At 71.2% G+C, this 23062-nt stretch carries 19 protein-coding genes; 10 read left to right on the forward strand and 9 right to left on the reverse strand.

The annotated features are described in order from the left end of the window. Nucleotides 1-172: 172 nt before the first annotated feature. Complete coding sequence (locus tag ABZ855_RS08025; protein ID WP_360802757.1) at nt 173-1210, reverse strand: LacI family DNA-binding transcriptional regulator; 1038 nt, start codon at nt 1208-1210, stop codon at nt 173-175. 138 nt (nt 1211-1348) lie between these two features. On the opposite strand from ABZ855_RS08025, the gene ABZ855_RS08030 reads away from it, so the two are divergent. After that, the gene (locus ABZ855_RS08030) at nt 1349-2221 is read left to right on the forward strand and encodes a fumarylacetoacetate hydrolase family protein (RefSeq protein WP_360802760.1); all 873 of its coding nucleotides are present in this window, start codon (nt 1349-1351) and stop codon (nt 2219-2221) included. Between the two features lie 116 nt (nt 2222-2337). On the opposite strand, the gene ABZ855_RS08035 is transcribed toward ABZ855_RS08030, so the two are convergent. Continuing rightward, complete coding sequence (locus ABZ855_RS08035; protein WP_360802763.1) at nt 2338-3606, reverse strand: MFS transporter; 1269 nt, start codon at nt 3604-3606, stop codon at nt 2338-2340. A 720-nt stretch (nt 3607-4326) separates the two neighbouring features. Here ABZ855_RS08035 and ABZ855_RS08040 point away from each other — a divergent pair. The 4 genes from ABZ855_RS08040 to ABZ855_RS08055 all read left to right on the forward strand — a co-directional run bounded on the left by ABZ855_RS08040 (nt 4327) and on the right by ABZ855_RS08055 (nt 8228). After that, nucleotides 4327-5331: a C-terminal binding protein gene (locus ABZ855_RS08040; protein ID WP_360802766.1), complete on the forward strand. Its 1005-nt coding sequence runs from the start codon at nt 4327-4329 to the stop codon at nt 5329-5331. Next, entirely contained in the window at nt 5328-6389 is a 1062-nt protein-coding gene (locus ABZ855_RS08045) for an aminoglycoside phosphotransferase family protein (RefSeq protein ID WP_360802769.1), read from the forward strand. The genes ABZ855_RS08040 and ABZ855_RS08045 overlap by 4 nt, the downstream gene beginning before the upstream one ends. A 53-nt stretch (nt 6390-6442) precedes the next feature. Then, nucleotides 6443-6973, forward strand: a complete 531-nt coding sequence (locus ABZ855_RS08050) for a cupin domain-containing protein (protein ID WP_360802772.1) — start codon at nt 6443-6445, stop codon at nt 6971-6973. An 88-nt stretch (nt 6974-7061) separates the two neighbouring features. Then, a complete protein-coding gene (locus ABZ855_RS08055) occupies nt 7062-8228 on the forward strand; it encodes a winged helix DNA-binding domain-containing protein (protein ID WP_360802775.1) in 1167 nt (388 codons plus the stop codon). Between the two features lie 94 nt (nt 8229-8322). On the opposite strand, the gene ABZ855_RS08060 is transcribed toward ABZ855_RS08055, so the two are convergent. From ABZ855_RS08060 to ABZ855_RS08070, 3 genes are all read right to left on the reverse strand, one after another. Next, the gene (locus tag ABZ855_RS08060; protein ID WP_360802778.1) at nt 8323-9114 is read right to left on the reverse strand and encodes a serine protease; all 792 of its coding nucleotides are present in this window, start codon (nt 9112-9114) and stop codon (nt 8323-8325) included. 287 nt (nt 9115-9401) lie between these two features. Then, nucleotides 9402-12227 carry a LuxR family transcriptional regulator gene (locus tag ABZ855_RS08065; RefSeq protein ID WP_360802781.1) on the reverse strand — a complete coding sequence of 942 codons (2826 nt, stop codon included), beginning with the start codon at nt 12225-12227 and terminating at the stop codon, nt 9402-9404. A gap of 182 nt (nt 12228-12409) precedes the next feature. Continuing rightward, on the reverse strand, nt 12410-13246 hold the full coding sequence (locus ABZ855_RS08070) for a LuxR C-terminal-related transcriptional regulator (protein WP_360802784.1): 837 nt from the start codon (nt 13244-13246) through the stop codon (nt 12410-12412). 147 nt (nt 13247-13393) lie between these two features. Between ABZ855_RS08070 and ABZ855_RS08075 the strand changes: the two genes are divergently transcribed. Both ABZ855_RS08075 and ABZ855_RS08080 read left to right on the forward strand, forming a co-directional pair. Beyond that, nucleotides 13394-15064, forward strand: coding sequence for an AMP-binding protein (locus ABZ855_RS08075; protein ID WP_360802787.1), 1671 nt, complete (start codon nt 13394-13396; stop codon nt 15062-15064). Then, nucleotides 15061-16647 carry an AMP-binding protein gene (locus ABZ855_RS08080; protein ID WP_360802790.1) on the forward strand — a complete coding sequence of 529 codons (1587 nt, stop codon included), beginning with the start codon at nt 15061-15063 and terminating at the stop codon, nt 16645-16647. Before ABZ855_RS08075 ends, ABZ855_RS08080 begins: the two co-directional genes overlap by 4 nt. 309 nt (nt 16648-16956) lie before the next feature. Here ABZ855_RS08080 and ABZ855_RS08085 read toward each other — a convergent pair whose 3' ends face one another. After that, entirely contained in the window at nt 16957-17676 is a 720-nt protein-coding gene (locus ABZ855_RS08085) for a hypothetical protein (protein ID WP_360802793.1), read from the reverse strand. 201 nt (nt 17677-17877) lie between these two features. On the opposite strand from ABZ855_RS08085, the gene gcl reads away from it, so the two are divergent. Further along, nucleotides 17878-19665: a glyoxylate carboligase gene (gene gcl, locus ABZ855_RS08090; protein ID WP_360802796.1), complete on the forward strand. Its 1788-nt coding sequence runs from the start codon at nt 17878-17880 to the stop codon at nt 19663-19665. Between the two features lie 147 nt (nt 19666-19812). On the opposite strand, the gene ABZ855_RS08095 is transcribed toward gcl, so the two are convergent. Together ABZ855_RS08095 and ABZ855_RS08100 are read right to left on the reverse strand one after the other, a co-directional pair. Beyond that, nucleotides 19813-20703, reverse strand: a complete 891-nt coding sequence (locus tag ABZ855_RS08095) for a 2-hydroxy-3-oxopropionate reductase (protein WP_360802799.1) — start codon at nt 20701-20703, stop codon at nt 19813-19815. A gap of 34 nt (nt 20704-20737) precedes the next feature. After that, nucleotides 20738-21586 carry a TIM barrel protein gene (locus ABZ855_RS08100; RefSeq protein WP_360802802.1) on the reverse strand — a complete coding sequence of 283 codons (849 nt, stop codon included), beginning with the start codon at nt 21584-21586 and terminating at the stop codon, nt 20738-20740. 500 nt (nt 21587-22086) lie between these two features. Between ABZ855_RS08100 and ABZ855_RS08105 the strand changes: the two genes are divergently transcribed. Then, nucleotides 22087-22341: a hypothetical protein gene (locus ABZ855_RS08105; protein WP_360802805.1), complete on the forward strand. Its 255-nt coding sequence runs from the start codon at nt 22087-22089 to the stop codon at nt 22339-22341. Nucleotides 22342-22406: 65 nt separating this feature from the next. Continuing rightward, nucleotides 22407-22763: a helix-turn-helix domain-containing protein gene (locus ABZ855_RS08110; RefSeq protein ID WP_360803416.1), complete on the forward strand. Its 357-nt coding sequence runs from the start codon at nt 22407-22409 to the stop codon at nt 22761-22763. Nucleotides 22764-22793: 30 nt separating this feature from the next. On the opposite strand, the gene ABZ855_RS08115 is transcribed toward ABZ855_RS08110, so the two are convergent. After that, a complete protein-coding gene (locus tag ABZ855_RS08115) occupies nt 22794-23021 on the reverse strand; it encodes a hypothetical protein (protein WP_360802808.1) in 228 nt (75 codons plus the stop codon). Nucleotides 23022-23062: the final 41 nt, after the last annotated feature.

Here is a 23062-nt window from a genome sequence, read left to right on the forward strand (position 1 = left end):
TCTGGCGGCCGGAGGCGTCGTGCTGCCGCGCGCGACCGGCGGGCCGGGGAGTCGGGCGGAGCCAGGCGCAGCCTTTCCTGCCGGTCGTGCCGTACTGCATCGAGTCACCGGCGAGCCGGATGAGGCGGCCGGAGGCCTCGCGCCGCGGCACGCGATCAGTGCGCCGGAGGAGTCAGACCGCCCCAGCCTCAGCCCCGACCTTTCCTGCCGGTGGCGCCGTGCTGCCCCGTACGAGCAGTGATCCCGGGGACACCGACGTGTACGGCGTGTCGTTGGTCGGCTTGGTTTTCAGGCGGCGCAGTAGCCACAGCGCACAGCCCGTGGCCATCTCCTGGATCGGCAGGCCCACCGTGGTGAGGCCGGGGCCCCACCAGGAGAAGCCTGGTTCGTCCCCGAAGCCGACCACGGACAACTCGCCGGGCACCTTCACGCCCTGCGCGGACAACTCCGCCAGCGCCCCCAGCGTGAGCTGGATCGATCCCAGTACGAGTGCGGTCGGGGCATCCGGACCCTTCAGCAGTCGCCGTACCGCCTGGCGGCCGTGGTCCACGGACGCCGGCGGCCCCAGGTCGGTCCACCCCGCCTCGTCCGGCAACCCCCCTTCGCTCAGAGCGGTGTGGAAACCGCGCAGACGCTCCGCGCCCGTGGGCAGCTCGGTGGGACCGCCCAGGTACGCGATGCGCGTGTGGCCCTGCGCCACGAGGTGGGCCGTGCCCCGGCGCAGCGCCTCGTGGTCGTCCACCCCGAACCACTGGGAGCCGAGCGACGGATGGCGGCGCAGCAACTGCAGATGCGGCACGGCCTGGAGCAGCTTGACCGACTCCCCGTGCGGACGCGCGGTGGGCACGATGATCACGCCGGCCACGCGGTTGGCGGACAGCTCGCGCAGATGGCGCAGCTCCACCATCCGGTCGTCGTCGGTCTCCGAGAGCATCAGCTGGAAGCCCTCGGCCTCCATGTTCTTGGACAGCTCGTGCGCGATCGTCGAGTAGAAGCTGTTACGGATGTCCGGGATCACCAGCGCGACCACATTGCTGGACGCGCCACGCATCATCCGGGCCGCCCGGTTGCCGACGTACCCCATCTCGGAAGCGGCCTGGCGGACCCGGAACTTGGTCTCCTCGCTGATGCGGGCATCGTCGGAGAGCGCCCGGCCGACCGTCGACACGGAGATTCCGAGGCGCTCGGCGATGTCCCTGGTCGTGATCACGTAAGGCCCCCTTGAGCTGACTGATCCCGTGCCGTCACTTTCCGTGTGCCAACGATAGCGCTCTCGTCGCGCTCAGTGGTCGGCCGGGCTGCGGCACCGGGTTGATCACCGCATTTATGCTAACGTTAGCACTGTTGGATGGGCCGTGCAGTCGCCCGAGGCTGCCCAGTTGCGGAGGTGTCCGTGCGGATCGTCAGGTATTCCGTGGGTGGTAGGTGTTACTACGGAGAAATCGAATCCGGGGGTGAAGTCGGCGACGAAGTCGGTGGCGAAGTCGGTGGCGAATCCCGTGGCTTCAGGATCGCGAGGTTCGAGGGGGACCCGTTCACCGGACTGTCTCCCTCGGGGAAAGTCGACGAGGGCGGCGGCGTCGTCCTTCTCGCGCCGCTGGAGCGGCCCCGCATCTTCGGATTCGCCTACAACTACGCCTCACACATTGACGAGACGGACCGTGAGGTTCCGGAGGTCCCCGTCTGTTTCATGAAACCGAGTACCGCGGTGATTGGACCAAAGGACGCCATCGTCTATCCATCCGACGGTGAACTGATCCATTTCGAGGGCGAGTTGGTCGTCGTCATCGGAAAGGAGGCCCGTCATGTGAAGCCCTCCGAGGCCCATGAGTACATCCTCGGCTATACATGCGGGAACGACGTCAGCGATCGGATCGTCCAGCGCAAGGAAAGCGCCTTCGGCACCCTTCTCATCGGCAAGGGCCAGGACACCTTCGCTCCCCTCGGACCGGCCGTCGTGACCGGACTCGACCCCTCGGCGCTCTCCCTCACGACCCGGGTGAACGGCACCGTCGTGCAGTCGGCGAGCACCGCCGACCTGCTGCTCACGGTTCCCGAACTCGTCAGCTACCTCAGCCGCTATCTGACGCTGCTGCCCGGAGACGCGATCATGACCGGAACGCCCGCCGGCGTCGGACCGATCCGCCCCGGCGACGAGGTCGAGGTGGAGATCGAGGGCATCGGAGTGCTGCGCAATCCGGTGGTCGCGGAGGGCTCCTGAGCCCCGGACCTCCCCGCCGAGCCGCGACACGACACGTACCTCATAGGGGCCCTGGCCGCCGCACGAACGCGGTGGCCAGGGCCCCTATGACGTGTGAGGTTCCGTCGGTGAAGTGGTCAGCGGACCGCGTTGTTGAACCGTGCCGGGCGGACGAAGAGCAGGGCCAGTACACCCAGCAGCGGCAGGGCCGTGACCTGGAGCAGGCCCGCCCTGCTCCAGCCGAAGGCGTCCACCAGGGCGGCGAAGAGCAGTCCCGAGAACGCCGCCGTCCCGTAGTAGCTGGTGACGAAGAGTCCGGAGGCCCGCCCGATCTGCTCGGGGCGGACCGACCGCTGCATCGCGCTGTTGGTGTTGGGATAGACGAAGCCCAGCCCGAAGGCGCCCATGAGGAACGCGAACACGCACTGCGTTCCGACCCCGGCCTGCGTCTGGTAGATGCACACACTGATGGCGGAGACGGCCAGCATGCTCCCGATCAGCAGACCGCGCTGGTTCACCCGGTCGCCCAGCCAGCCGCCGAGCACGGCCGACATACCGCCGAAGCCGAGGAGGCTCATGGCCAGCGCCGCCTGCTCGGCGGTGTAGTGCAGCGAGGTGATGAGGTATGTCGGGTAGAGGCCGAGGAACCCGTAGATGGCCACACCGCTGACGACCGAGTGGACGGCCAGGGCGATGGTGTTGCGGTTGTAGGCGGAGGCCGGCATGTGCTCGAAGGTGCTGGTGGAGGCGGACTTCTCGACGGAGTGTTCGGTCAGGCCGGTCTTCACCAGGAACAGGGCGGCGGCGGCGATCAGCAGCCCGGCCGTGCCGAACAGATAGAAGGGCGAGTGCCAGGTGCCGTGCGCGCTCATCAGCCGTACGCCGATGAGCGGGGCGATGAACACGCCGACGGAGTAGCCCACACCGATGATGCCGAAGGCGAGGCCCCGCCGATGGGCGAAGAAGGCGCCGATCGCCGCGAAGATGGCGGCGGACTGCATGCCCTCGCCGAAGCCGGACACGACCCGGTACAGCGTCATGTCGGCGAAGCCGGTCGCCAGCGGCGTGGCCATCGTGCCCAGGGAGTAGATCACGATGCTGACCAGCAGCACGGTCTTGCGGCGGAAGCGGTCCAGAAGGTAGCCGGCGGGCAGGCCGGCCAGCGCCATGCCCAGGGTGAAGTTGGTCGCCAGCAGTCCGCCCTGTTCCAGGGAGAACCCGTACTCGGCACGGATGTTGGGCAGCAGCGGGGGAAAGACCTGGCGGTCCATCGCGTTGACCATGTAGGAGAGGACCACCAGCAGAAAGCCCACCCCGATCATCGGGCGGGAAATGGATGTGCGGTTCCTTTCCTGGGTGTCGCTCGCGGGCACCGTGCTGGTGTCTGCCTGCGCTGTGTGGGACATGGCGGCTCCTGAGGAGGAATGGGCTGCGGCTGGCCGCGGCGGATCCATCTGCCGTACGAGGGTGTGTTCGGCCGCATGCGGCCGTAGGGATTCGTCCGGGAGATGACGGGAAATCGGTGAGCGGAACACGGACGAGCGGAACGCGGATGAGTAGAACGCGGGTGAGGAGAACGCGGACGATCGGAACGCGGACGAGTGGACGGCGGTGATACCCGTCGTCGACTCCGGAATGAGGAGCGATCGGCTGCCGCGCGGTCGGACACCGCACACGGAATTCAGCCGTGTATCGCCCGTTGGGACGTCCGTGGCCATGGCGTCTTCGACAGCCGGACCCGGTGCGGCATTTGTCGGCCGCACCGTCGGCGCTGGCTGAAACCATGAGGGGGAAGTCTTCGGCGCGTCAAGATGTGAACGCGGGATTTCTTTGCCCCCGCAGGTGGGCGTCCCACTCTTGACGCGATGAAGACCCTCAGTGCTATCGTTAGCATCACGTGGCTGTGACAAAGTGATTCGACGTGCCCCGGCGTCTCGTGACCCGGTCCAGGGGGCGTACCGCGGCACCCGCGCCGACCACAAGTCGGCGGGCGCCGACGACACCGACCCCGAGCCCAGCACCCTCCACCCACCCCGGGTGGCGATCCGACCCGCTGACCGGACACGACCGGGCCGCTACGCCCGCCGGTCCGCCGCGGCCGCACGATTCTGCGAGGACGACCCGCCATGAAACCACCGAACCGCCCCGGCACCGTGCTGCTCACGGACTACGCCTGGCCCGACGACTCCGTCGAGCGAGCTGTCGTCGAGGAGGCCGGCCACACCCTGGTGACCGGCCCCGCCGATCCCGTCTCCGCCGAGGAGATCGAGGAACTGGTGGCCGAGCACCGGCCCGACGCCATCCTGACCTGCTGGGCACCCGTCTCCGCCACGGCGATCGGCACCTCGCCGGAGCTGCGGATCGTGGCCCGGCTCGGGGTCGGCCTCGACAACATCGCCGTGGACGCCGCCACCGAGCGCGGTGTGTGGGTGACGAACGTGCCGGACTACTGCGTCGAGGAGGTCTCCGATCACGCCGTCGGCATGGTGCTGGCCTGGACGCGGGGCCTGGCGGTGTCCGACCGGGAGGTCCGCGCGGGCCGCTGGAACCCGGCCGGCGCCCGACTGCGCCGGCTGTCTACGCTGACCTGCGGTGTCGTCGGCTACGGACGCATCGGGCGGGCCACCGCGCGCAAGCTCGGCGCGTTCGGCTGCCGGATCCTGGCCCACGATCCGTATCCGCCGAAGGACGCCCCCGGGGTGGAGCCGGTCGGCCTGGAGGAGCTGCTGCGCCGCAGCGACGTGGTGATCCTCCATGTGCCGCTCACGCCCGACACCCACCACATCATCGGAGCCGAGCAGTTGGCGCTGATGCCACCGGGCGGTCTCCTCGTCAACGTCAGCCGGGGCGGCCTGGTGGACACCGACGCGGTGATCAAGGCGCTCGACAGCGGGCAGCTGGACGGCGCCGCCTTCGACGTCCTGGAGAGCGAGCCGCACGTACCCGCAGCGCTGCTGGACCAGCCGGGTGCCCTCCTCACCCCGCACATCGCCTTCTCCTCCGACGCCTCGGTCACCGAGCTGCGCCGCCGCGCCGCCGAGGAGGTCGTACGGATCCTGGCGGGCGAGGCACCGGCCCACGCCTGCAACACGCCCCGCGATCTGCCCGCCGGACCGGGAGCCGCGCGATGAACCGGCCCTCCGCGACGCAGGCGATACCGCGGCCGGAACCCGCCCTCACTGACTTCCTGACCGCGCACCAGCTCGCCGCACCCGGCGAGTCCGCGCGGTGGACGCCGCTGGCCGGCGGTGTCTCGTCCGACCTGTGGCGAGTGGACCTGCCGGGACGGTCCCTCTGCGTCAAACGTGCCCTCGCCAAACTGAAGGTCGCCGCCGACTGGCAGGCACCGGTCTCGCGCAACGCGTACGAATGGGCGTGGATGCGGTTCGCGTCCCGGCACCGTCCGGACAATGTGCCCGGGCTGCTGGCCCACGACCCCGAGGCCGGCCTCTTCGCGATGGCGTACCTGCCGCCGGAGCGGTACCCCATGTGGAAGGCCCAACTGCTGGGCGGCGAGGTGCGGGTGGAGACCGCGGCGGCCGTGGGGGAGCTGCTCGGCAGCCTCCACGCGGCGAGCGCGGGTGACGCCGCCCTTGCCGTCGAGTTCGCCACCGACGACAACTTCCACGCGCTGCGCGTCGAGCCGTACCTGCTGGCCACCGCCGTCGCGCACCCCACGCTGAGCGACACCCTCCAGGGCCTCGCCGAACGTACGGCCACCACCCACCTCGCCCTGGTGCACGGTGACGTCAGCCCCAAGAACATCCTGGTCGGACCGTCCGGTCCCGTCCTGCTGGACGCCGAGTGCGCCTGGTACGGAGACCCGGCCTTCGACCTCGCCTTCTGTGCGACCCATCTGCTCCTCAAGAGCCTGGTGGTGTCCGGGCGCCGCGACGGTCTCCTGCGGTCCGCCGGGGTGCTGGCCGAGGCCTACCTCCGGTGCGTCGACTGGGAGCCCCGGCCGGCCCTCGAAGCACGGGCCGCGGCACTCCTGCCGGCGCTGCTGCTCGCGCGCGTCGACGGCAAGTCCCCGGTCGAGTACCTCACCGACGAACGGCACCGGCTGTTCGTACGGACGGTGGCGTCGGCCCTGCTCCGGGCGCCCGCCCCCACGGTCGCCGACGCCCTGGACGCCTGGACGACCGCGCTGGGGGCGCGGCCCGGGCCCGGCAGCGACCTGCCTGCCTGATGACCCGACCGGCATCCTCGGCCCGCGCCGATCGTCACACCACGGAGAGACCCATGCGCAGAGTTGTCACCGGCCATGACGAGCACGGCAGGTCCGTCGTCGTCAGCGACGGCCCCGTCCCGCGCAGCCGGGAGTTCACCAGTCTGCCGGGCTGGGTGTCCCGGGTGCCGTGGGCCACCGAACCCGGCGAGCGGATCGACCCGACCGGCGAGGACCCCACGGCGAAGCTCACCAGCCTGCTTCCGGCACCCGGCGGCACCCGGTTCGTCGTCCTGACCTTCCCGCCGGACTCCGCGATGGCCGACCCGGCGTTCGACCCCGTCGCCTTCGACCTCGAGCAGCGGGCCGACTCGCCCGGCATCGCGGACCTGATGGAACCCGACGGCATGCACACGACGCCGACCGTGGACTACGGCATCGTGCTGCGGGGCGAGATCGTCCTCGAACTCGACGACGGCCGGCGCACCCGGCTCTCGGCAGGGGACGTCGTGATCCAGAACGGCACCCGGCACGGCTGGCGCAACCTCAGCGGGCAACCGGTCACGATGGCCTTCGTCCTCGTCGGCGCGGAACGCGAGGGCTGACACCGGCTGAAGATCGATCGGCTCCGGTCCGGATCCCGGGCGGGGTTGCGGACCGGAACTGTCCGCAAGTGCGGCTAGCGTGCGGAACATGACGAAGACGACCTCGACCTCCGGCCCGGCGGGGAACCCCGCGTCGGCCTCCACCGCCGCGGCCCCCGTCCTCGGCCCCTTTGCCCTCAACCGGGCCACCCTGGCCCGGCAGTCGCTGCTGACCCGGTCGCCGATGTCCGCGCAGGAGGCCCTCGCGCACCTCCTCGGGCTCCAGGCGCAGAACGTGAAGCCCCCGTACTACGCCCTCGCCGCCCGCCTCGACGGCTTCGCCCCCGAGGACCTGTCCCGGCTCATGGCCGACCGGGAGGCCGTCCGTATCGTCACCATGCGCTCGACCATCCACACCCACACCGCCGACGACTGCCTCACCCTGCGCCCGCTCGTCCAGCCCGCCCGGGACCGCGAACTCACCTACTTCCGCAAGGGACTTGTGGGCGTCGACCTCGACCGGCTCGCCGCCCTCGCCCGGGAGCTCGTCGAGGCCGAGCCGCGCACCATGAAGCAGTTGCGCGAGGCGCTTCTCGTCGAGTGGCCGGACGCCGACCCGCAGTCCCTGTCCGTCGCCGCCCGCTGCCGGCTCCCGCTCGTCCAGGTCACCCCGCGCGGACTGTGGGGCCGCAGCGGGCAGGTCGCCCTCACCACCGCCGAGCACTGGCTGGGCCGGGCGGCGAAGCCGGACCAGGACCCTGCCGCGCTCCTCGACACGACCGTCCTGCGCTACCTCGCCGCCTTCGGCCCGGCCTCCGTGAAGGACATGCAGACCTGGGCCGGACTGACCCGGCTGCGCGACGCCTTCGAACGCCTCCGGCCGCGTCTGCTCACCTTCCGGGACGAGCACGGCACCGAACTCTTCGACCTCCCCGACGCGCCCCGCCCCGACCCGGACACCCCGGCGCCGCCGCGTTTCCTGCCCGAGTTCGACAACCTGCTCCTCTCGCACGCCGACCGCGCCCGGGTCGTCCCCGCCGACCTCAAGGGCCGTAGCTGGACGGGCAATCAGGCGCACCGCGTCCTGCTCGTCGACGGTTTACTGGCCGGCCTGTGGCGCGTCGAGGACAGCACGCTCACCGTCGAGCCGTTCGGCGGGTTCACCAAGGGCCAGTGGAAGTCGGTCGTCGAGGAGGGGGAGCGGATGCTCGCGGTGCTGCACGAGGGAGCGGCGTACGACATCCGGCTCGGGACCGTCGTACGGGAACGTGGATAGGGGGCGCTGCGGACCGCTCGTGGCCGGTCCGCAACGCCCCCTGGCATTCACCCGAGGGGTACTCGGGAGACTGTGCCGGCTGCTTCGCCGCTGGTTACGACGCGACCTGCGTCGCCACCAGGCTGGAGAAGGTGGTCAGCCGGGTGTAGACCCCGGGGTAGCCGGCCTCGGCACAGCCCTCACCCCAGGAAGTAATACCTGCCAGGACGCCGCCGATGATCAGCGGGCCGCCGCTGTCGCCCTGGCAGGTGTCAACGCCGCCGGCGGTGTAGCCGGCGCAGACCATGTCGCTCTTGATGTAGCTGGAGCCGTACGAGCTGGTGCAGCTGGCGTCGGAGACGGTCGGGACCGTCGCCGTGCGCAGCTGGTTGGAGGAGCTGCCGTTCTCGGAGGTGGTGCCCCAGCCGATGATGCGGGCCGTCGCGCCGGCCGCGTACACGCCGGTCTGGGACGAGGTGACGTACGACGCCGTGGCGTACGGCATCGAGGTCGCGAGGGTCAGCACGGCCACGTCGTCGCCGTTGGTGGCGTCGGTGTAGCTCGGGTTGATCCAGATCTTGGAGACCTTGCTGACGGTCCCGTTGGTGCCGTTGAGGTAGGTACGGCCGCCGACGACCCGCACACTGCTCGTGGTCTCGCCGACCATACAGTGGGCCGCGGTCACGACCTTGGTGGCCGAGACGAGGGTGCCACCGCAGAACTGGTTCTGCGAGGCGTCCGTGATCTGCATGACGTAGGGGTACGCGGCCGCGGTGGTCGTCGTACCGCCCACGATGGGCTGGGGTGCTGCGATCGCCCCGGGGGCGGCGATCAGCGCGGTCGAGGCGGCGGCAGCGGTGGCCACCAGAACAGCGGCGGCCTTCTTGGCACGGGCGAGCCCGAACATGGGTTCTCCTCTTGTGGGGATTGCCGGTGGGGGGACGCGCGGGTGTGGGGGGTGGTGATGCACGGGGCGGTGGTGCTGCCCCGATGCCCGGCGAGCGGCACATCCACAAGGTAGGAGCCGGATAAGGACCCACCCAATGAGGGAACCCCCTAGGTGAGTTGGAGAAGGGAAAACCCTCGGTCGTACGGGGTCGACGGCGCGGTACGGTGAGAGCGCGAGGACGGATTGCGCGCAGGCCGCACACGGCCGCACGGCGGGCGTGCGGGCGTATACGGGTAAGCGGGCTGTCAGTTGGTGTGGTGACCCGCCGCCAGCCTGACGATGTCCACCCGAGACCGGATCCCCAGCTTCCGGTACACCCGGGTGAGCGTCGCCTCGACCGTCTTGACGCTGATGAACAGGCGTCCGGCGATCTCGCGGTTGGTCGCGCCCTCCATCACGAGCGCCGCGACCTGACGTTCCATCGCGGCGAGCCCGTCGAGCGCGGCGACGGCCTGCGGCTGCCGTACGAGCGGCTGCGGCGCGGGAGCCGGCACGGTGGCCGCGTCCACCCGACGCAGCCAGGGCAGCGCGCGGGAACGTCTGAACAGCCGTGCCGCCTCGTCGTACGGGGCCGAGGCCCGCGTCGGCCCGGGCGGTGCGCCGGCGCGCAGTTCGGCCAGCGCGAGGGCGGCGCGCGCCTCCTCGAGGCCGTAGCCCAGTTTGGCGAGCCGGTCCTGCGCGGACGCCAACTGGGCGAGAGCCGCCTCGGGTTCGCCGCGTGCGGCGCGCACCTGGGCCTCCGCCCGGTCGAGCACCGCGAGCACGCTCTCGCGCCCCAGCCGCAGCGCGTGGCCGCGCGACACGTCGATGACCTCCTGCGCCTCGTCCAGCTCGCCCACGCGGACCAGCGCCTCCGCGAGGTCGCCCTGCCAGCGTCCGCGCGCCGGGTCGTCGACGCCGAGATCGTGCTCCAACTCCCGTGCCCGGCGCAGCGACTGCACGGCGCCCGGCGCGTCGCCGGCCACCAACCGGGCGTATCCCAGGGCGGCCTGGGCCCGGGACAGATACATCAGGTCGCCGTTCTCCTCGGCGTGCTCGACCGACTCCTTGGCCAGCGCCAGCGCGCGGTCCACATCGCCGCCGGACGCCTCGGCCAGCGCGGCGAGCATCGCGGAGGCGACCTCGCCGATACCGGTGTCCCGGGCCACCCGCAGGCTCTCCCGGGCCACGTCGAGCGCCCGGCCGCAGTGCCCGCAGCGCAGTTCGGTCTCGGCCAGGCCGCGCAGGAAGTGCACCTCGCTCTCGACCGACCCGCGCCGGCGGACCTCGCGCAGCAGGGTGGTGATGGTGGCCCGCGCCTCGGGCAGCTGGTCGCTCATGATCAGCCAGCGGAAGCGGGCCGAGCCGATGCCGTTGTGATGGACCGTCACCTGCGGGTCCTGGGGCTCCTTCAGCGCGCGTTTGATGGTCGCGGGCGCGTCCGGGTGGCCCATCAGGGTCTCCGTCTGCGCCTGGAAGGAGAGCGACATCAGCTCCATGTGCCGGTCGCCGCCCCGCTCGGCGAGTTCCGCCGCGCGTGCGGCCTCCTCGCGGCACTCGGCGAAGTCGCCCTCCACGAGCAGCGCCCGCCAGGCCAGTTGGTAGTGGATCAGGGCGAGCAGCCTCGGGTCGTCGCCCGCGTCGGCGAGCGCCTGCGGGAAGACGGCGTCGACCTCCGTCATGGCGTGGCCCGCCGTGTCGATCACGATGATCCAGGCCCGCACCCGTTCCGCGGGCACCGTGCTCCTGGCGAGCACCTGCCGGGCGATGTCCCGCGCCAGGTCCAGCTCACCGGCGGTGATCGCGTCCTCGGCGGCCCGCAGCCGGTGCTCGTCCGGGTTCGGCACGCTGTCGGCCGGGGTGTGGCGGGCGGCGAGCAGACCGAGCGAGGAGGCCACCGTCGGTGCCCCGCGGTCCCGGGCCAGCGCGGCCGCCTCGGCGAGACGGGCGGCCACCTCCGGATCCGTGCCGTCGGTGGCCAGGGCGAGGTGCCGGGCCCGCTCGATGGGGTCGGAGGCGGCCGTGGACAGCGCGGCGTGCGCCGCCCGGCGCTCCTGGGCGCCGGCCTCCGCGTACAGCGCGGCCGAGACGAGGGGATGCGCGAACCGTACGGCCGGACCCTCGGGATCCGGCGCCAGCAGGCCGAGGGCGGCGGCCTGGGCGGTCTCGGCCTCGGCGTTGGTCCGGCCCGCCGCGTGCAGCAGGTCCAGGGTGGGACGGGCGCCGGCGCTCACCACGAGGAGGGTGCGGCGGGCGTCGTCCGACAGCATCTCCAGCCGGCTCAGGACCAGGGCGCGCAGCGACGTCGGCACCGGCAGCGGCTCGCCCGGACGCGGGGGAGCGGGGTTCTCGGCGAGGGCCCGGCCCAGTTCGAGGGCGTACAGCGGGTTGCCGGCGCTGGTGCTGTGGATCTCCCGCACGGTGGAACGCGGGAGGTCGTAGCCCCGGTGGCGCAGGAGTGTCTCGACCTGGGTGCGGTTCAGCGGGTTGACCCGGACGGCCAGGGTGTCCGGCGTGGACGCGCGTAGATAGCGGTCGTACTCCTGACCGTCCGTCCGCCCCGCGAACACCATCCGGACGGGAGTGTCGCCGAGGCGGCGGGCGGCGAAACCGAGGAGTTCGGTGCTCGCGGTGTCCAGCCACTGGAGGTCGTCGGCGACGACGAGTACGGGGCCCTTGGCGGCCAGGGCGCGCAGCGCGGACAGCACGGCGAGCCGCAGCGCGAGGCCGTCGCGCTGGAGGGTGGACTCGCCCCGGCCGGTGAGCGCCGACTCCAGGGCGACACGCTGGGCGACGGGCAGCCGGCCGGACACCTCGTCGAGGGCGAGGCCCAGAAGATCGGCGAGCGCGAGGAAGGGAAGATGTGATTCGGACTCGGTCGCGGAGCAACGCAGCACGGTCCGTGCCGATTCACCGTATTCCGCGGCCAATGTCCGCAAAACGACGGACTTTCCTATTCCGGCCGGTCCGTGCAGCAGTACGCTGCCGCCCCGCGAAAGCTGCTCGCGCGCCGACGCGAGCGCTTCGTCCCGTCCAATGAGCAGGTCAGAGCGGCATCGGCCAGACTCCTGGAAGTCCCGTCGCACGGTCACCGCTCCCCTCCTGTGTCGTGTGGGCCCCAATATTAGGCAACAGATCTTTGAAATACGGACCGGTGGCGCGGTGAGGCAAATAACAGGACGGTAGCGGCATGGGGAAATTCACATCACTTGTGAATGAATGTTCCGTATGCGTGCGCGGAGCGTGACGAGAAAAAGCCCCCTCCGAGGCCTCCTCAGGGCAGCAGCCCCGCCCGCCGCGCCGCCACGACCGCCTCCCCGCGCGAGTGCGCGCCCAGCCTGCGCATCGCCGAGCGCAGATACCCCTTCACCGTCTCCGGACGCAGCCCCAGCCGCTCGGCGGCGACCGCGTTGGACACCCCCGAGGCGACACACGCCAGGACGTCCAGCTCGCGGGGCGCCAGCTCGACCCCCGAGACGGGCCGCTCGGCGGCCAGCAGCCCGCACGCGTCGAGCAGGGCCTCCCGCAGCTCCGGATCGGTGATCCGCGGCGCCAGCGCGCGCAACGCGGCATGCGCCTCCCGCACCTGCTCCCACGCCCCGTCACCGGGCCGCGCGGCACCGGCGGGCTCCGGCCGCGCCGCCGCCATCAGCTCCCGCGCCTGCTCCCGTACGACGAGCGCCTGCTCCACGTCCCTGGCCGCCTCGACCGCCGCGCCGATCAACCGGTCACCGAGGGGCTGGGCGGTGCGCAGCGCCCCGTACAGCACCCCGCGCACCCGGCGCCGTACGACGACCGGGACGGCCAGCACGGAGCGCAGGCCCTCGGCGGCGACCGGGACGTCGTACTCGTGGCTGATCTGCCGGGAGGCGGAGTAGTCCGTCACCGCGCACGGGCGGGCCAGCGCCACCGCCCGGCCGCCCAGGCCGTTGCCCGAGGTCACCGCGAGCGCGCGCAGCGCCTGGGTGGAGGTGCCGCTCAGTTCGCTGATGCGCACCTGCCGGTGGCCGGGTTCCACCAGTCCGCCGAAGGCGACCGGCAGCCCGGTCGACCGCCGCAGCCGGGCAAGCGCCTGCCGTACCTCGGCCGCCTCGGCCGTGTCTGCTGCCACGTCATCGCCCCTTCGTCGCGGCCCGCTCGTGGTGTGTTCGCCGGTCGTACGTGGCACTCACCCCCGTTCGGGGGTAGTGAGACCTGCATCACGGATTACACGATGCCAGAGTGTCGCCCGGCAATGGTCCGGGACCAAGGAGGACTGATGACGACGGTGACCGAGAGCTTCCGCGAGGCGCGGGACTTCCTGCTGACCCATCGCGAGGACTACGCCACCGCCTACGAGCAGTTCCGCTGGCCCCGCCCCGACCGCTTCAACTGGGCCCTGGACTGGTTCGACGTCATCGCGGACGGGAACGACCGCACCGCCCTGCACATCGTCGAGGAGGACGGCTCCGAGTCCAGGGTGTCCTTCGCCGAGATGTCGGCCCGCTCCGCCCGGGTCGCGAACTGGCTGCGCGGCCTCGGGGTCCGCCGGGAGGACCGGCTCCTCGTCATGCTCGGCAACCAGACCGAGCTGTGGGAGACCGCCCTCGCCGCGATGAAGATCGGCGCCGTCGTCATCCCCGCCACCCCGCTGCTCGGCCCCGCCGACCTGCGTGACCGGGTGGACCGCGGCCGGGTCGCCCACGTCCTGGTACGCGCCGGGGACACCGGCAAGTTCGACGAGGTGCCCGGCGGATACACCCGCGTCGCGGTGGGCGGCGCCCCCGAGGGCTGGCGGCCGTACGAGGAGGCGTACGACGCACCCGCGGAGTTCACCCCCGGCGGCCCCACCCACGCCGACGACCCCCTGATGCTGTACTTCACCTCGGGCACGACAGCCCGCCCCAAACTCGTCGAACACACCCACGCCTCGTACCCCATCGGGCACCTGGCGACGATGTACTGGATCGGCCTCAGGCCCGGCGACGTGCATCTGAACATCTCCTCGCCAGGCTGGGCCAAGCACGCCTGGTCCAACCTCTTCGCGCCCTGGAACGCCGAGGCGACCGTCTTCATCCACAACTACACGCGCTTCGACGCCGCCCGGCTGATGGCGGAGATGGACCGCGCGGGCGTCACCTCCTTCTGCGCCCCGCCGACCGTCTGGCGCATGCTCATCCAGGCCGACCTGACCCAGCTGCGCACCCCGCCGCGCGAGGTCGTGGCCGCCGGGGAGCCGCTCAACCCCGAGGTCATCGAACAGGTGCGCCGCTTCTGGGGCGTCACGATCCGGGACGGCTTCGGTCAGACGGAGACCGCCGTCCAGGTCTCCAACAGCCCCGGCCAGCCGCTGAAGACGGGCTCCATGGGCCGCCCGAGCCCCGGCTACCGGGTCGTCCTGCTCGACCCCGTCTCGGGCGAGCCGGGCGCCACCGAGGGCGAGATCGCGCTCGACCTCGCCACCCGCCCGGTCGGCGTGATGACCGGTTACCACGGCGACGCCGACCGTACGGCGGAAGCGATGGCCGGCGGCTTCTACCGCACCGGCGACATCGGTTCACGCGACGAGGACGGCTACATCACGTATGTCGGCCGGGCCGACGACGTCTTCAAGGCCTCCGACTACAAGATCTCCCCCTTCGAGCTGGAGAGCGCGCTGCTGGAGCACGAGGCGGTCGCGGAGGCCGCCGTCGTCCCCGCGCCGGACGAACTGCGCCTGGCCGTGCCCAAGGCGTACATCGTGCTCGCGGAGGGCTGGGAGCCCGGACCGGACACCGCGAAGGTGCTGTTCGAGCACAGCCGCGAGGTCCTCGCGCCCTACAAACGCCTGCGCCGCCTTGAGTTCGGCGACCTGCCCAAGACCGTGTCCGGCAAGATCCGCCGCATCGAGTTGCGCGAGGCGACAGCGGCGGGTTCGACGGACGAGTACCGCGAGGAGGACTTCCGGTGACCTCATACAGCCACGGAGTCGGCTCGACCCCTCTGCTCGGCGACACCATCGGCGCCAACCTGGACCGGGCGGTGGCCGCCTGGCCGGACCGCGAGGTGCTGGTCGACGTACCGTCGGGGCGTCGCTGGACGTACGCCCAATTCGCCGCCGACGTCGACGAGTTGGCGTACGCGCTGGTCGCCGCCGGGGTCGCCAAGGGTGACCGGGTGGGGATCTGGGCGATCAACTGTCCCGAGTGGATGCTCGTCCAGTACGCCACCGCGCGCATCGGCGCGATCATGGTGAACATCAACCCGGCGTACCGCACCCACGAGGTCGAGTACGTCCTCAAGCAGGCCGGTGTCCGGCTCCTCTTCGCCTCCCTCGCGCACAAGACCAGCGACTACCGGGCCATGGTCACCGAAGTGCGGGGCGGCTGCCCCGACTTGATGGAGGTCGTCTACATCGGCGACCCGAGCTGGACGGCGCTTCTCGAACGGGGCACTCCTGACGTCCAGTTCGAGGAACTGTCCTGCGACGACCCGATCAACATCCAGTACACCTCGGGCACCACGGGCTTCCCCAAGGGGGCCACGCTCTCCCACCACAACATCCTCAACAACGGTTATTTCGTCGGGGAGTTGATCGCCTACACGGAACAGGACCGGGTGTGCGTGCCGGTGCCCTTCTACCACTGCTTCGGCATGGTGATGGGCAACCTCGCGGCCACCTCGCACGGCGCGTGCGTGGTGATCCCGGCGCCGTCCTTCGAACCGGCGGCGACGCTGCGGGCGGTGGCCCAGGAGCGCTGCACCTCGCTGTACGGCGTACCGACCATGTTCATCGCGGAGCTCAACCTGCCCGACTTCGCGACCTACGACCTCTCCTCCCTGCGCACCGGCATCATGGCGGGCTCGCCCTGTCCCGTCGAGGTGATGAAACGGGTGGTCGCCGAGATGCACATGGCCGAGGTGTCCATCTGCTACGGCATGACGGAGACGTCCCCGGTCTCCCTCCAGACCCGCAGGGACGACGACCTCGAACACCGCACGGGCACGGTCGGCCGGGTCCTGCCGCACATCGAGGTCAAGGTCGTCGACCCGGCGACCGGAGTGACCCAACCGCGAGGCACCGCAGGGGAGTTGTGCACCCGCGGCTACAGCGTCATGCTCGGCTACTGGCAGCAGCCCGAGAAGACGGCCGAGTCGGTCGACGCGGGCCGCTGGATGCACACCGGCGACCTCGCGATGATGCGCGAGGACGGCTATGTCGAGATCGTCGGCCGCATCAAGGACATGATCATCCGGGGTGGCGAGAACATCTACCCGCGCGAGATCGAGGAGTTCCTGTACGCCCACCCGAAGATCGCCGACGTCCAGGTGGTCGGGGTCCCGCACGAGCGGTACGGCGAGGAGGTCCTCGCCTGCGTCATCCCGCATGAGGGCGCCGAACCGCTCACCCTGGCCGAACTGCGCACCTTCTGCGAGGGAAGGCTGGCCCACTACAAGATCCCGAGCCGCCTGCAACTCCTGGACACCTTCCCGATGACGGTATCGGGGAAGGTACGCAAGGTGGAACTGAGGGAGACTTACGCCGGGGTGTGAAGGGGCAACGGCCGGCGCGCCCCGGAGGGCGCCCTGTCCGGGTGAGGTGTCGGTCTGCCGCGGCACCATCGTGGCTGGTCGCGCAGTTCCCCGCGCCCCTCGGGGGCGCTGCCGCGCCCCCTACGCGCGCAGGGTCTTGCCATGCCCCGGTGCGCGAAGTCGGGGTGGACGGAGAGTTGTTCGACGTGGGGGGCCGGGGGTTCGGCGTCGCGATTCGCGATGTCCGTTCGCCGCGGCGGCGTCGTGGCTGGTCGCGCAGTTCCCCGCGCCCCTTTGGGGGCGCTGCGGCGTCCCCGGTGTGTGTACGGTTCAGGCTCCTGTCTCGTCCAGGTCGTCGGCCGGGGTGTTCACCGGCTGGGGGGTGCCTGTGAGGTCGAGGACGAAGAGGGGGATGCCTAGGGTGTCGGCGCGGGTGCGGGCCTCGTTTTCGAAGCCTGCGAGGGAGAAGTAGACGCAGGTCGAGGACTCCGTCATGGCCGTCAGCCACAGGCACTCGATGTCCCGCAGGGTCGCCGGGTTCACCGTCGGGTCGACCTGTGCCAGGACCCCGCGGGCGGCGAGCCCGACGCCGGACGTGGGTCGTTGGTCCGCGCGGCGGATGTCCTGGTAGCCGAGCCAGCGCAGATAGAGCGCGGCGGCGGTGACGGCGTCGCGCGCGGTGCGGATGGTGACGGGCTGGAAGGCGCGCCTGGGGCGGGCCGAGGAGCGCGGGACGCGCAGCGCGCCGGGGAGTTTCGCGGTGCCCGGCGGAGGCCCGGTGTCCGGAGCGGAGCGGGTCACCGGGATGCGCAGGACCGTGCCGCACGGGCAGCCCAGTTCGGGGTAGGGCCACTGGTCCTGCCGGTCGCAGGCCGTGCAGCGCACGGTGAGCCACTGCTCGTCCCAGACGCGGTGGGTGACGGCCGTCGCGGAGGCCCGTTCGTCGAGGGGCGGGCTGACGGGCGCACCGCACGCGCACGGATAGGACGGCGCCGCGTACAGATGCTCGCGCAGGCAGGCCGGGCACCGCACCGGCATGCTCTCGGCCATGGCCCACTCCACTGGGTGACGTCGGGGTCAGAGCCCATCGTGCTCCACCTGACCCCCGCTTGTCCGTCTCTTGACGGCCTTTCCGGCCCCACTTACATTATTTCCAGATAGTAGAAAGTAAATTCCGCATTGTGGAATTTACTGTAGGACTTCACACTCTCCGCGGGGCGCGACGGGAGTACGAATCCAAGGAGTTGCTCCATGGCACGTATGACCGCTGCCCGCGCGGCAGTCGAGATCCTCAAGCGGGAGGGCGTCACGCACGCGTTCGGCGTCCCCGGCGCGGCGATCAACCCCTTCTACGCGGCGCTCCAGGCCGCCGGCGGCATCAGCCACACCCTCGCCCGCCATGTCGAGGGCGCCTCGCACATGGCCGAGGGCTACACCCGCACCCACCCCGGCAACATCGGCGTCTGCGTGGGCACTTCGGGCCCGGCCGGCACCGACATGATCACCGGGCTGTACTCCGCGACCGGCGACTCCATCCCCATCCTCTGCATCACCGGGCAGGCCCCCACCGCGGTGATCCACAAGGAGGACTTCCAGGCCGTCGACATCGCCGCCATCGCCCGGCCTGTCACCAAGATGGCCACCACCGTGCTGGAGGCCGCCCAGGTCCCCGGAGTTCTCCAGCAGGCCTTCCATCTGATGCGGTCGGGCCGGCCCGGACCGGTGCTGGTCGATCTGCCGGTCGACGTCCAGCAGACGGAGATCGAGTTCGACCCGGAAACCTACGCACCCCTCTCCGTCCACAAACCGGCCGCGACCCGCGCCCAGATCGAGAAGGCCCTCGCGATGCTGAACGCCTCGCACCGGCCGCTGATCGTGGCGGGCGGCGGCATCATCAACGCCGACGCGTCCGAACTCCTCGTGGAATTCGCCGAGTTGACGGGCGTCCCGGTCGTCCCCACCCTCATGGGCTGGGGCGCGCTGCCGGACGACCACGACCTGAACGCCGGCATGGTCGGCCTCCAGACCTCGCACCGCCACGGCAACGCCACCTTCCTGGAGTCCGACTTCGTCCTCGGCATCGGCAACCGCTGGGCCAACCGCCACACCGGCCGGCTCGACGTCTACACCGCCGGCCGCACCTTCGTCCACGTCGACATCGAGCCCACCCAGATCGGCCGCGTCTTCGCCCCCGACTACGGCATCGCCTCCGACGCCAGGGCCGCGCTGGAGCTGTTCGTCACGGTGGCAAGGGAGTTGAGGGACACGGGCGGTGGCCTCCCGGACCGCTCCGAGTGGGCCGCGGCGACCCAGGAACGCAGGGCGCGCCTCCAGCGGCGTACGCACTTCGACGACATCCCGATCAAGCCGCAGCGCGTGTACGAGGAGATGAACAGGGCGTTCGGCCCCGAGACGCGGTACGTGACGACGATCGGCCTCTCCCAGATCGCCGGCGCCCAACTGCTGCACGTCCAGCGGCCCCGCCACTGGATCAACTGCGGCCAGGCGGGCCCCCTCGGCTGGACGATCCCGGCCGCGCTCGGTGTCGCCGTCGCCGACCCGGAGGCGTCCGTGGTGGCCCTCTCCGGGGACTACGACTTCCAGTTCATGATCGAGGAGTTGGCGGTCGGCGCCCAGCACCGCATCCCGTATGTGCACGTCCTGGTGAACAACTCCTACCTCGGGCTGATCCGGCAGGCGCAGCGGGCCTTCGACATCGACTTCCAGGTCAACCTGGAGTTCGAGAACCTCAACTCGCCCGAACTGGGCGTCTACGGCGTCGACCACGTCAAGGTCGCCGAGGGGCTCGGCTGCAGGGCGATCCGGGTGACGGACCCGGCCGAACTGGCCACCGCCTTCGAGCAGGCCAAGAAGCTCGCGGCACAGCACCGGGTCCCGGTGGTCGTCGAGGCGATCCTGGAACGCGTCACGAACATCTCCATGTCGACCACCAACGACATAGGAAACGTGGTGGAGTTCGAGGACATCGCGACCGAGCCGGGTCATGCGCCGACGTCGATCAGGGCGCTGAAGATCTGATCTGACGCCGAGGGCCGGGAGGGCGACCGGAGAAGAGGGGGTGCCCGTGTGGGCACCCCCTCTTCTCCGGGCCTCGCGGAGGTTTCCGGGCGGCGTCGACGCCTGGGCGCGACAGGACAGTTGTCGGCGTCGGCACCGCCCGGAAGATCAGAGTTCGGCGCCCGACAGCCGCTCCACGCCCCGCAGCAGGGCCGAGTGGTCCAGGCCCCCGTCGCCCTGCGCACGCAGGGACGCGACGAGTTGGGCGACCACCGCGCCGACCGGCAGCGCGGCGCCGACCGCCCGGGCCGCGTCCGTGACGATGCCCATGTCCTTGTGGTGGAGGTCGATCCGGAAGCCCGGGGCGAAGTCACGGTCGAGGAAGTTGTCCTTCTTGCGGGCCAGGACCGTCGAGCCGGCCAGCCCGCCCCCCAGCACCTCCAGCGCCGCCCTCAGGTCCACACCCGACCTCTCCAGGAACACCACGGCCTCGGCGCACGCCTGAATGTTCACGGCGACGATCAGCTGGTTCGCGGCCTTCACCGTCTGGCCCGAGCCGTGCGGACCGCACAGCACGATGGTTCTGCCCAGCGCCTCGAAGAGCGGCAACGCCGTGTCGAAGTCGGCCTGTTCGCCGCCGGCCATGATGGACAGCACGGCCTCGACCGCACCCGCCTCACCGCCCGACACGGGCGCGTCCAGCACCCGGACGCCCTTCTCGGCCGCCGCCCTCGCCAGCTCCACCGAAGTCCGCGGGGTGATCGACGACATGTCGATCAGCAGAGTGCCGGGCCGCACGTTCGCCAGGATGCCCTCGGGGCCGTACGCGATCGCCTCGACCTGCGGGGACGCGGGCACCATCGTGATCACCACGTCGGCGTCCCGCACCGCCTCGGCGATCGAGCCCGCGGCCGTGCCGCCGGCCGCTGCGAGGCGGTCGAGCTTGTCCTGTTCCAGGGTGAAACCGGTGACGTCGTAACCCGCCTTGATCAGGTTCTCGGACATGGGGGAGCCCATGATGCCGAGACCTATCCAGGCGACCTTGGGAAGACTGCTCATGACGGGGGCGCCTCTCTGCTGCCGTTCTGCGATGTCAGGGGGCTCGGTGGGTTCGGCGCGCCTCGCGCGGCAGCCAGTCGAACGCCTCGGCGCTCGGCCGGTCGCCCGGCTTGTACTCGAGGCCCACCCAGCCGTCGTAACCGGCCTTGCGCAGGTGGTCGAGGTGGTCCGCGAGGGGGAGGGTGCCGGTGCCGGGGGCGCCTCGGCCGGGGTTGTCGGCGATCTGGACATGGCCCGTCTTCGCGGCGAACAGGTCGATCACCGACGGGAGGTCCTCGCCGTTCATGGACAGGTGGTAGAGGTCCATCAGGAAGCGGGCGTTGCCGAGGCCGCTCGCCTCGTTGACCCGGTCCACGACCTCCACGGCGGCCGGCGCGCTCACCAGCGGATACCGGGGCGACTCCACCTTGTTCAGCGCCTCGACGAGCAGCACCGCGCCGATACGGTGCGCGGCGCGCGCCGCGAGTACCAGGTTCTCCAGCGCCAACACGTCCTGCTCCGCCGGGTCCACGCCCTCGATCCGGTTGCCGTACAGCGCGTTGAGCGCACCGCAGCCCAGCGACTCGGCCAGACCCGCGGCCACCTCGATGTTGGCGCGGAACCGCTCGGACTCCTCGCCCGGCACCGACAGGGCGCCCCGGTCCGGGCCCGGCAGCTGTCCGGCGTAGAAGTTCAGGCCGCCCAGGCGCACACCCGCGTCCTCGATCGCGGATCGCAGGGAGTCCAGCTCGGAGCGGGGCGGGGTGGGGGAGTCGAGCCAGGGCCACCACAGCTCGACCGCGGTGAAACCGGCGGCCCGGGCCGCCGCCGGGCGATCCAGGAGCGGGAGTTCCGTGAAGAGGATCGACAGGTTGACGTTGTAGCGCTGCTCTCGGGATTCCATGCCGTCGGCGCTCTTTCTGTCATTCCGTATCGTGGAAGTTAATTTCTGTCTTATGGAAGAGTCCGCCGAATGTCCGGTGTTGTCAAGGGGGTTCGCCCGAGTGGCGGCCTGGTCAGGGGGCGGTTGGACAGAGTGCAACGTTCATATGCCCTCGCCGCTTCGCATCTGCTGGGCACGCGCGTCGACTCCCCGGTACTCGCCTACGTAGGGCAGGCGGGCGGGGCCGTGTACCCGCTGCCCGCTCTGGCGGCCTGGGTCGCGACGCTCGCCGTGCTGACCGTTCTGGCCGTGTCGCTCGCCCGCGCACTGCGCGGCGCCGGTTCGCGGGACGCCGTTCCCGAGCCGGGGCCGGCGGCGAACTCTCTGCGGCGGCAGGCCGGTTCCCGGTGCCGGACGCCGGTTCGGCACCGCGGAGGCGGCGCGCCGGTGTGTGCCGCAGGGGAGTCCGTTAGGGTCGTGACCCAGCGGCTGGGACACGACCCGACGGAAGAATGTGCACGGTGCGACTGCGAGTGGAGTTCACGACCGAGCCCTTCGACCTCGACGAGGCACCCGCCCACGCGCTGGTCGCCCGTGAGGTCATCGAGGCGGCCGAACTGGACGCGGTGGACGTCGGCCCGTTCGGCAACACCGCCGAGGGACGCGCAGACGCCGTGCTGACCGCCCTCGACGCGGTGCTGCGCCGGACCCTTGAGGCCGGCGCCACCCGGATCTCGCTCCAGGTCAACGTGATCGACGGGGAGGACGGCCGGTGACCGGCGCCGGGGACGGCTCCGGCGGCGCGGCGTTCGTCGCGGCCGTGAAACCGCTCGTCGACGCCATGGGCGGCGAACTGCTCCCGCCCGGCCAGGCCGGCCCCGACGACGTCGTCCTCGCCTGGGAGGGCGCCGACGTGATCGCCGTACGCCTGCCCCAGCTCGCCGACTCGCTCGACCACATCCTGGCCGCCCTCGAGCGCGGTCACGGCAAGCCGCTGGCCGAACTGGACCGCAAGGCCAAGCAGGAGACCGTACGGATACTCGAGGCGCGCGGCGCCTTCTCCGTGCGGCACGGGGTCGAGACGGTGGCGAGCGCCCTCGGGGTCAGCCGTTTCACGGTCTACAACTATCTCAACTACGCCAACGAGCAACGGGCCAAGGCCCGGGCCGGCGACGAACAGTCCCGGCAGGACGGCTGACCCGGCGCCTCGCGGCCACTGTTCAGTTGTTCAGTCGATGCCCCGCCAGATGTGCGGCTCCCGGCGGCAGGCGTCCTCGTCCTCGCCGGCCAGCACGACCACCTGCGGGGCGTTCCCGGGCGCGGTCCCGGGCGGCGCGGTCACGGGCTCCTGGGACCAGGACGCGCGGGCCGGGAGCTCCGGGACTTCACGGCCCTGCCGTGAGCGTCGTTCGCGCTCCGGCGCCGGGACGACGACCCTTGCTGTGGGAACTGTCAAGGCGAACACCTCCAGGGACACTTCGGGGAAAGGACGACGCC

Origin of the sequence: Streptomyces sp. NPDC047042, from assembly GCF_040644035.1 — a bacterium.
In the GTDB taxonomy this organism is placed as follows: Bacteria; Actinomycetota; Actinomycetes; order Streptomycetales; family Streptomycetaceae; genus Streptomyces.

Bases quoted from the DNA above. Each gene is read 5' to 3' on its own strand.
- ABZ855_RS08030 (WP_360802760.1), top strand. From the start codon at position 1,349: ATGGGCCGTGCAGTCGCCCGAGGCTGCCCAGTTGCGGAGGTGTCCGTG.
- ABZ855_RS08035 (WP_360802763.1), bottom strand. From the start codon at position 3,606: ATGTCCCACACAGCGCAGGCAGACACCAGCACGGTGCCCGCGAGCGAC.
- ABZ855_RS08040 (WP_360802766.1), top strand. From the start codon at position 4,327: ATGAAACCACCGAACCGCCCCGGCACCGTGCTGCTCACGGACTACGCC.
- ABZ855_RS08045 (WP_360802769.1), top strand. From the start codon at position 5,328: ATGAACCGGCCCTCCGCGACGCAGGCGATACCGCGGCCGGAACCCGCC.
- ABZ855_RS08050 (WP_360802772.1), top strand. From the start codon at position 6,443: ATGCGCAGAGTTGTCACCGGCCATGACGAGCACGGCAGGTCCGTCGTC.
- ABZ855_RS08055 (WP_360802775.1), top strand. From the start codon at position 7,062: ATGACGAAGACGACCTCGACCTCCGGCCCGGCGGGGAACCCCGCGTCG.
- ABZ855_RS08060 (WP_360802778.1), bottom strand. From the start codon at position 9,114: ATGTTCGGGCTCGCCCGTGCCAAGAAGGCCGCCGCTGTTCTGGTGGCC.
- ABZ855_RS08075 (WP_360802787.1), top strand. From the start codon at position 13,394: ATGACGACGGTGACCGAGAGCTTCCGCGAGGCGCGGGACTTCCTGCTG.
- ABZ855_RS08085 (WP_360802793.1), bottom strand. From the start codon at position 17,676: ATGGCCGAGAGCATGCCGGTGCGGTGCCCGGCCTGCCTGCGCGAGCAT.
- gcl (WP_360802796.1), top strand. From the start codon at position 17,878: ATGGCACGTATGACCGCTGCCCGCGCGGCAGTCGAGATCCTCAAGCGG.
- ABZ855_RS08095 (WP_360802799.1), bottom strand. From the start codon at position 20,703: ATGAGCAGTCTTCCCAAGGTCGCCTGGATAGGTCTCGGCATCATGGGC.
- ABZ855_RS08100 (WP_360802802.1), bottom strand. From the start codon at position 21,586: ATGGAATCCCGAGAGCAGCGCTACAACGTCAACCTGTCGATCCTCTTC.
- ABZ855_RS08110 (WP_360803416.1), top strand. From the start codon at position 22,407: ATGGGCGGCGAACTGCTCCCGCCCGGCCAGGCCGGCCCCGACGACGTC.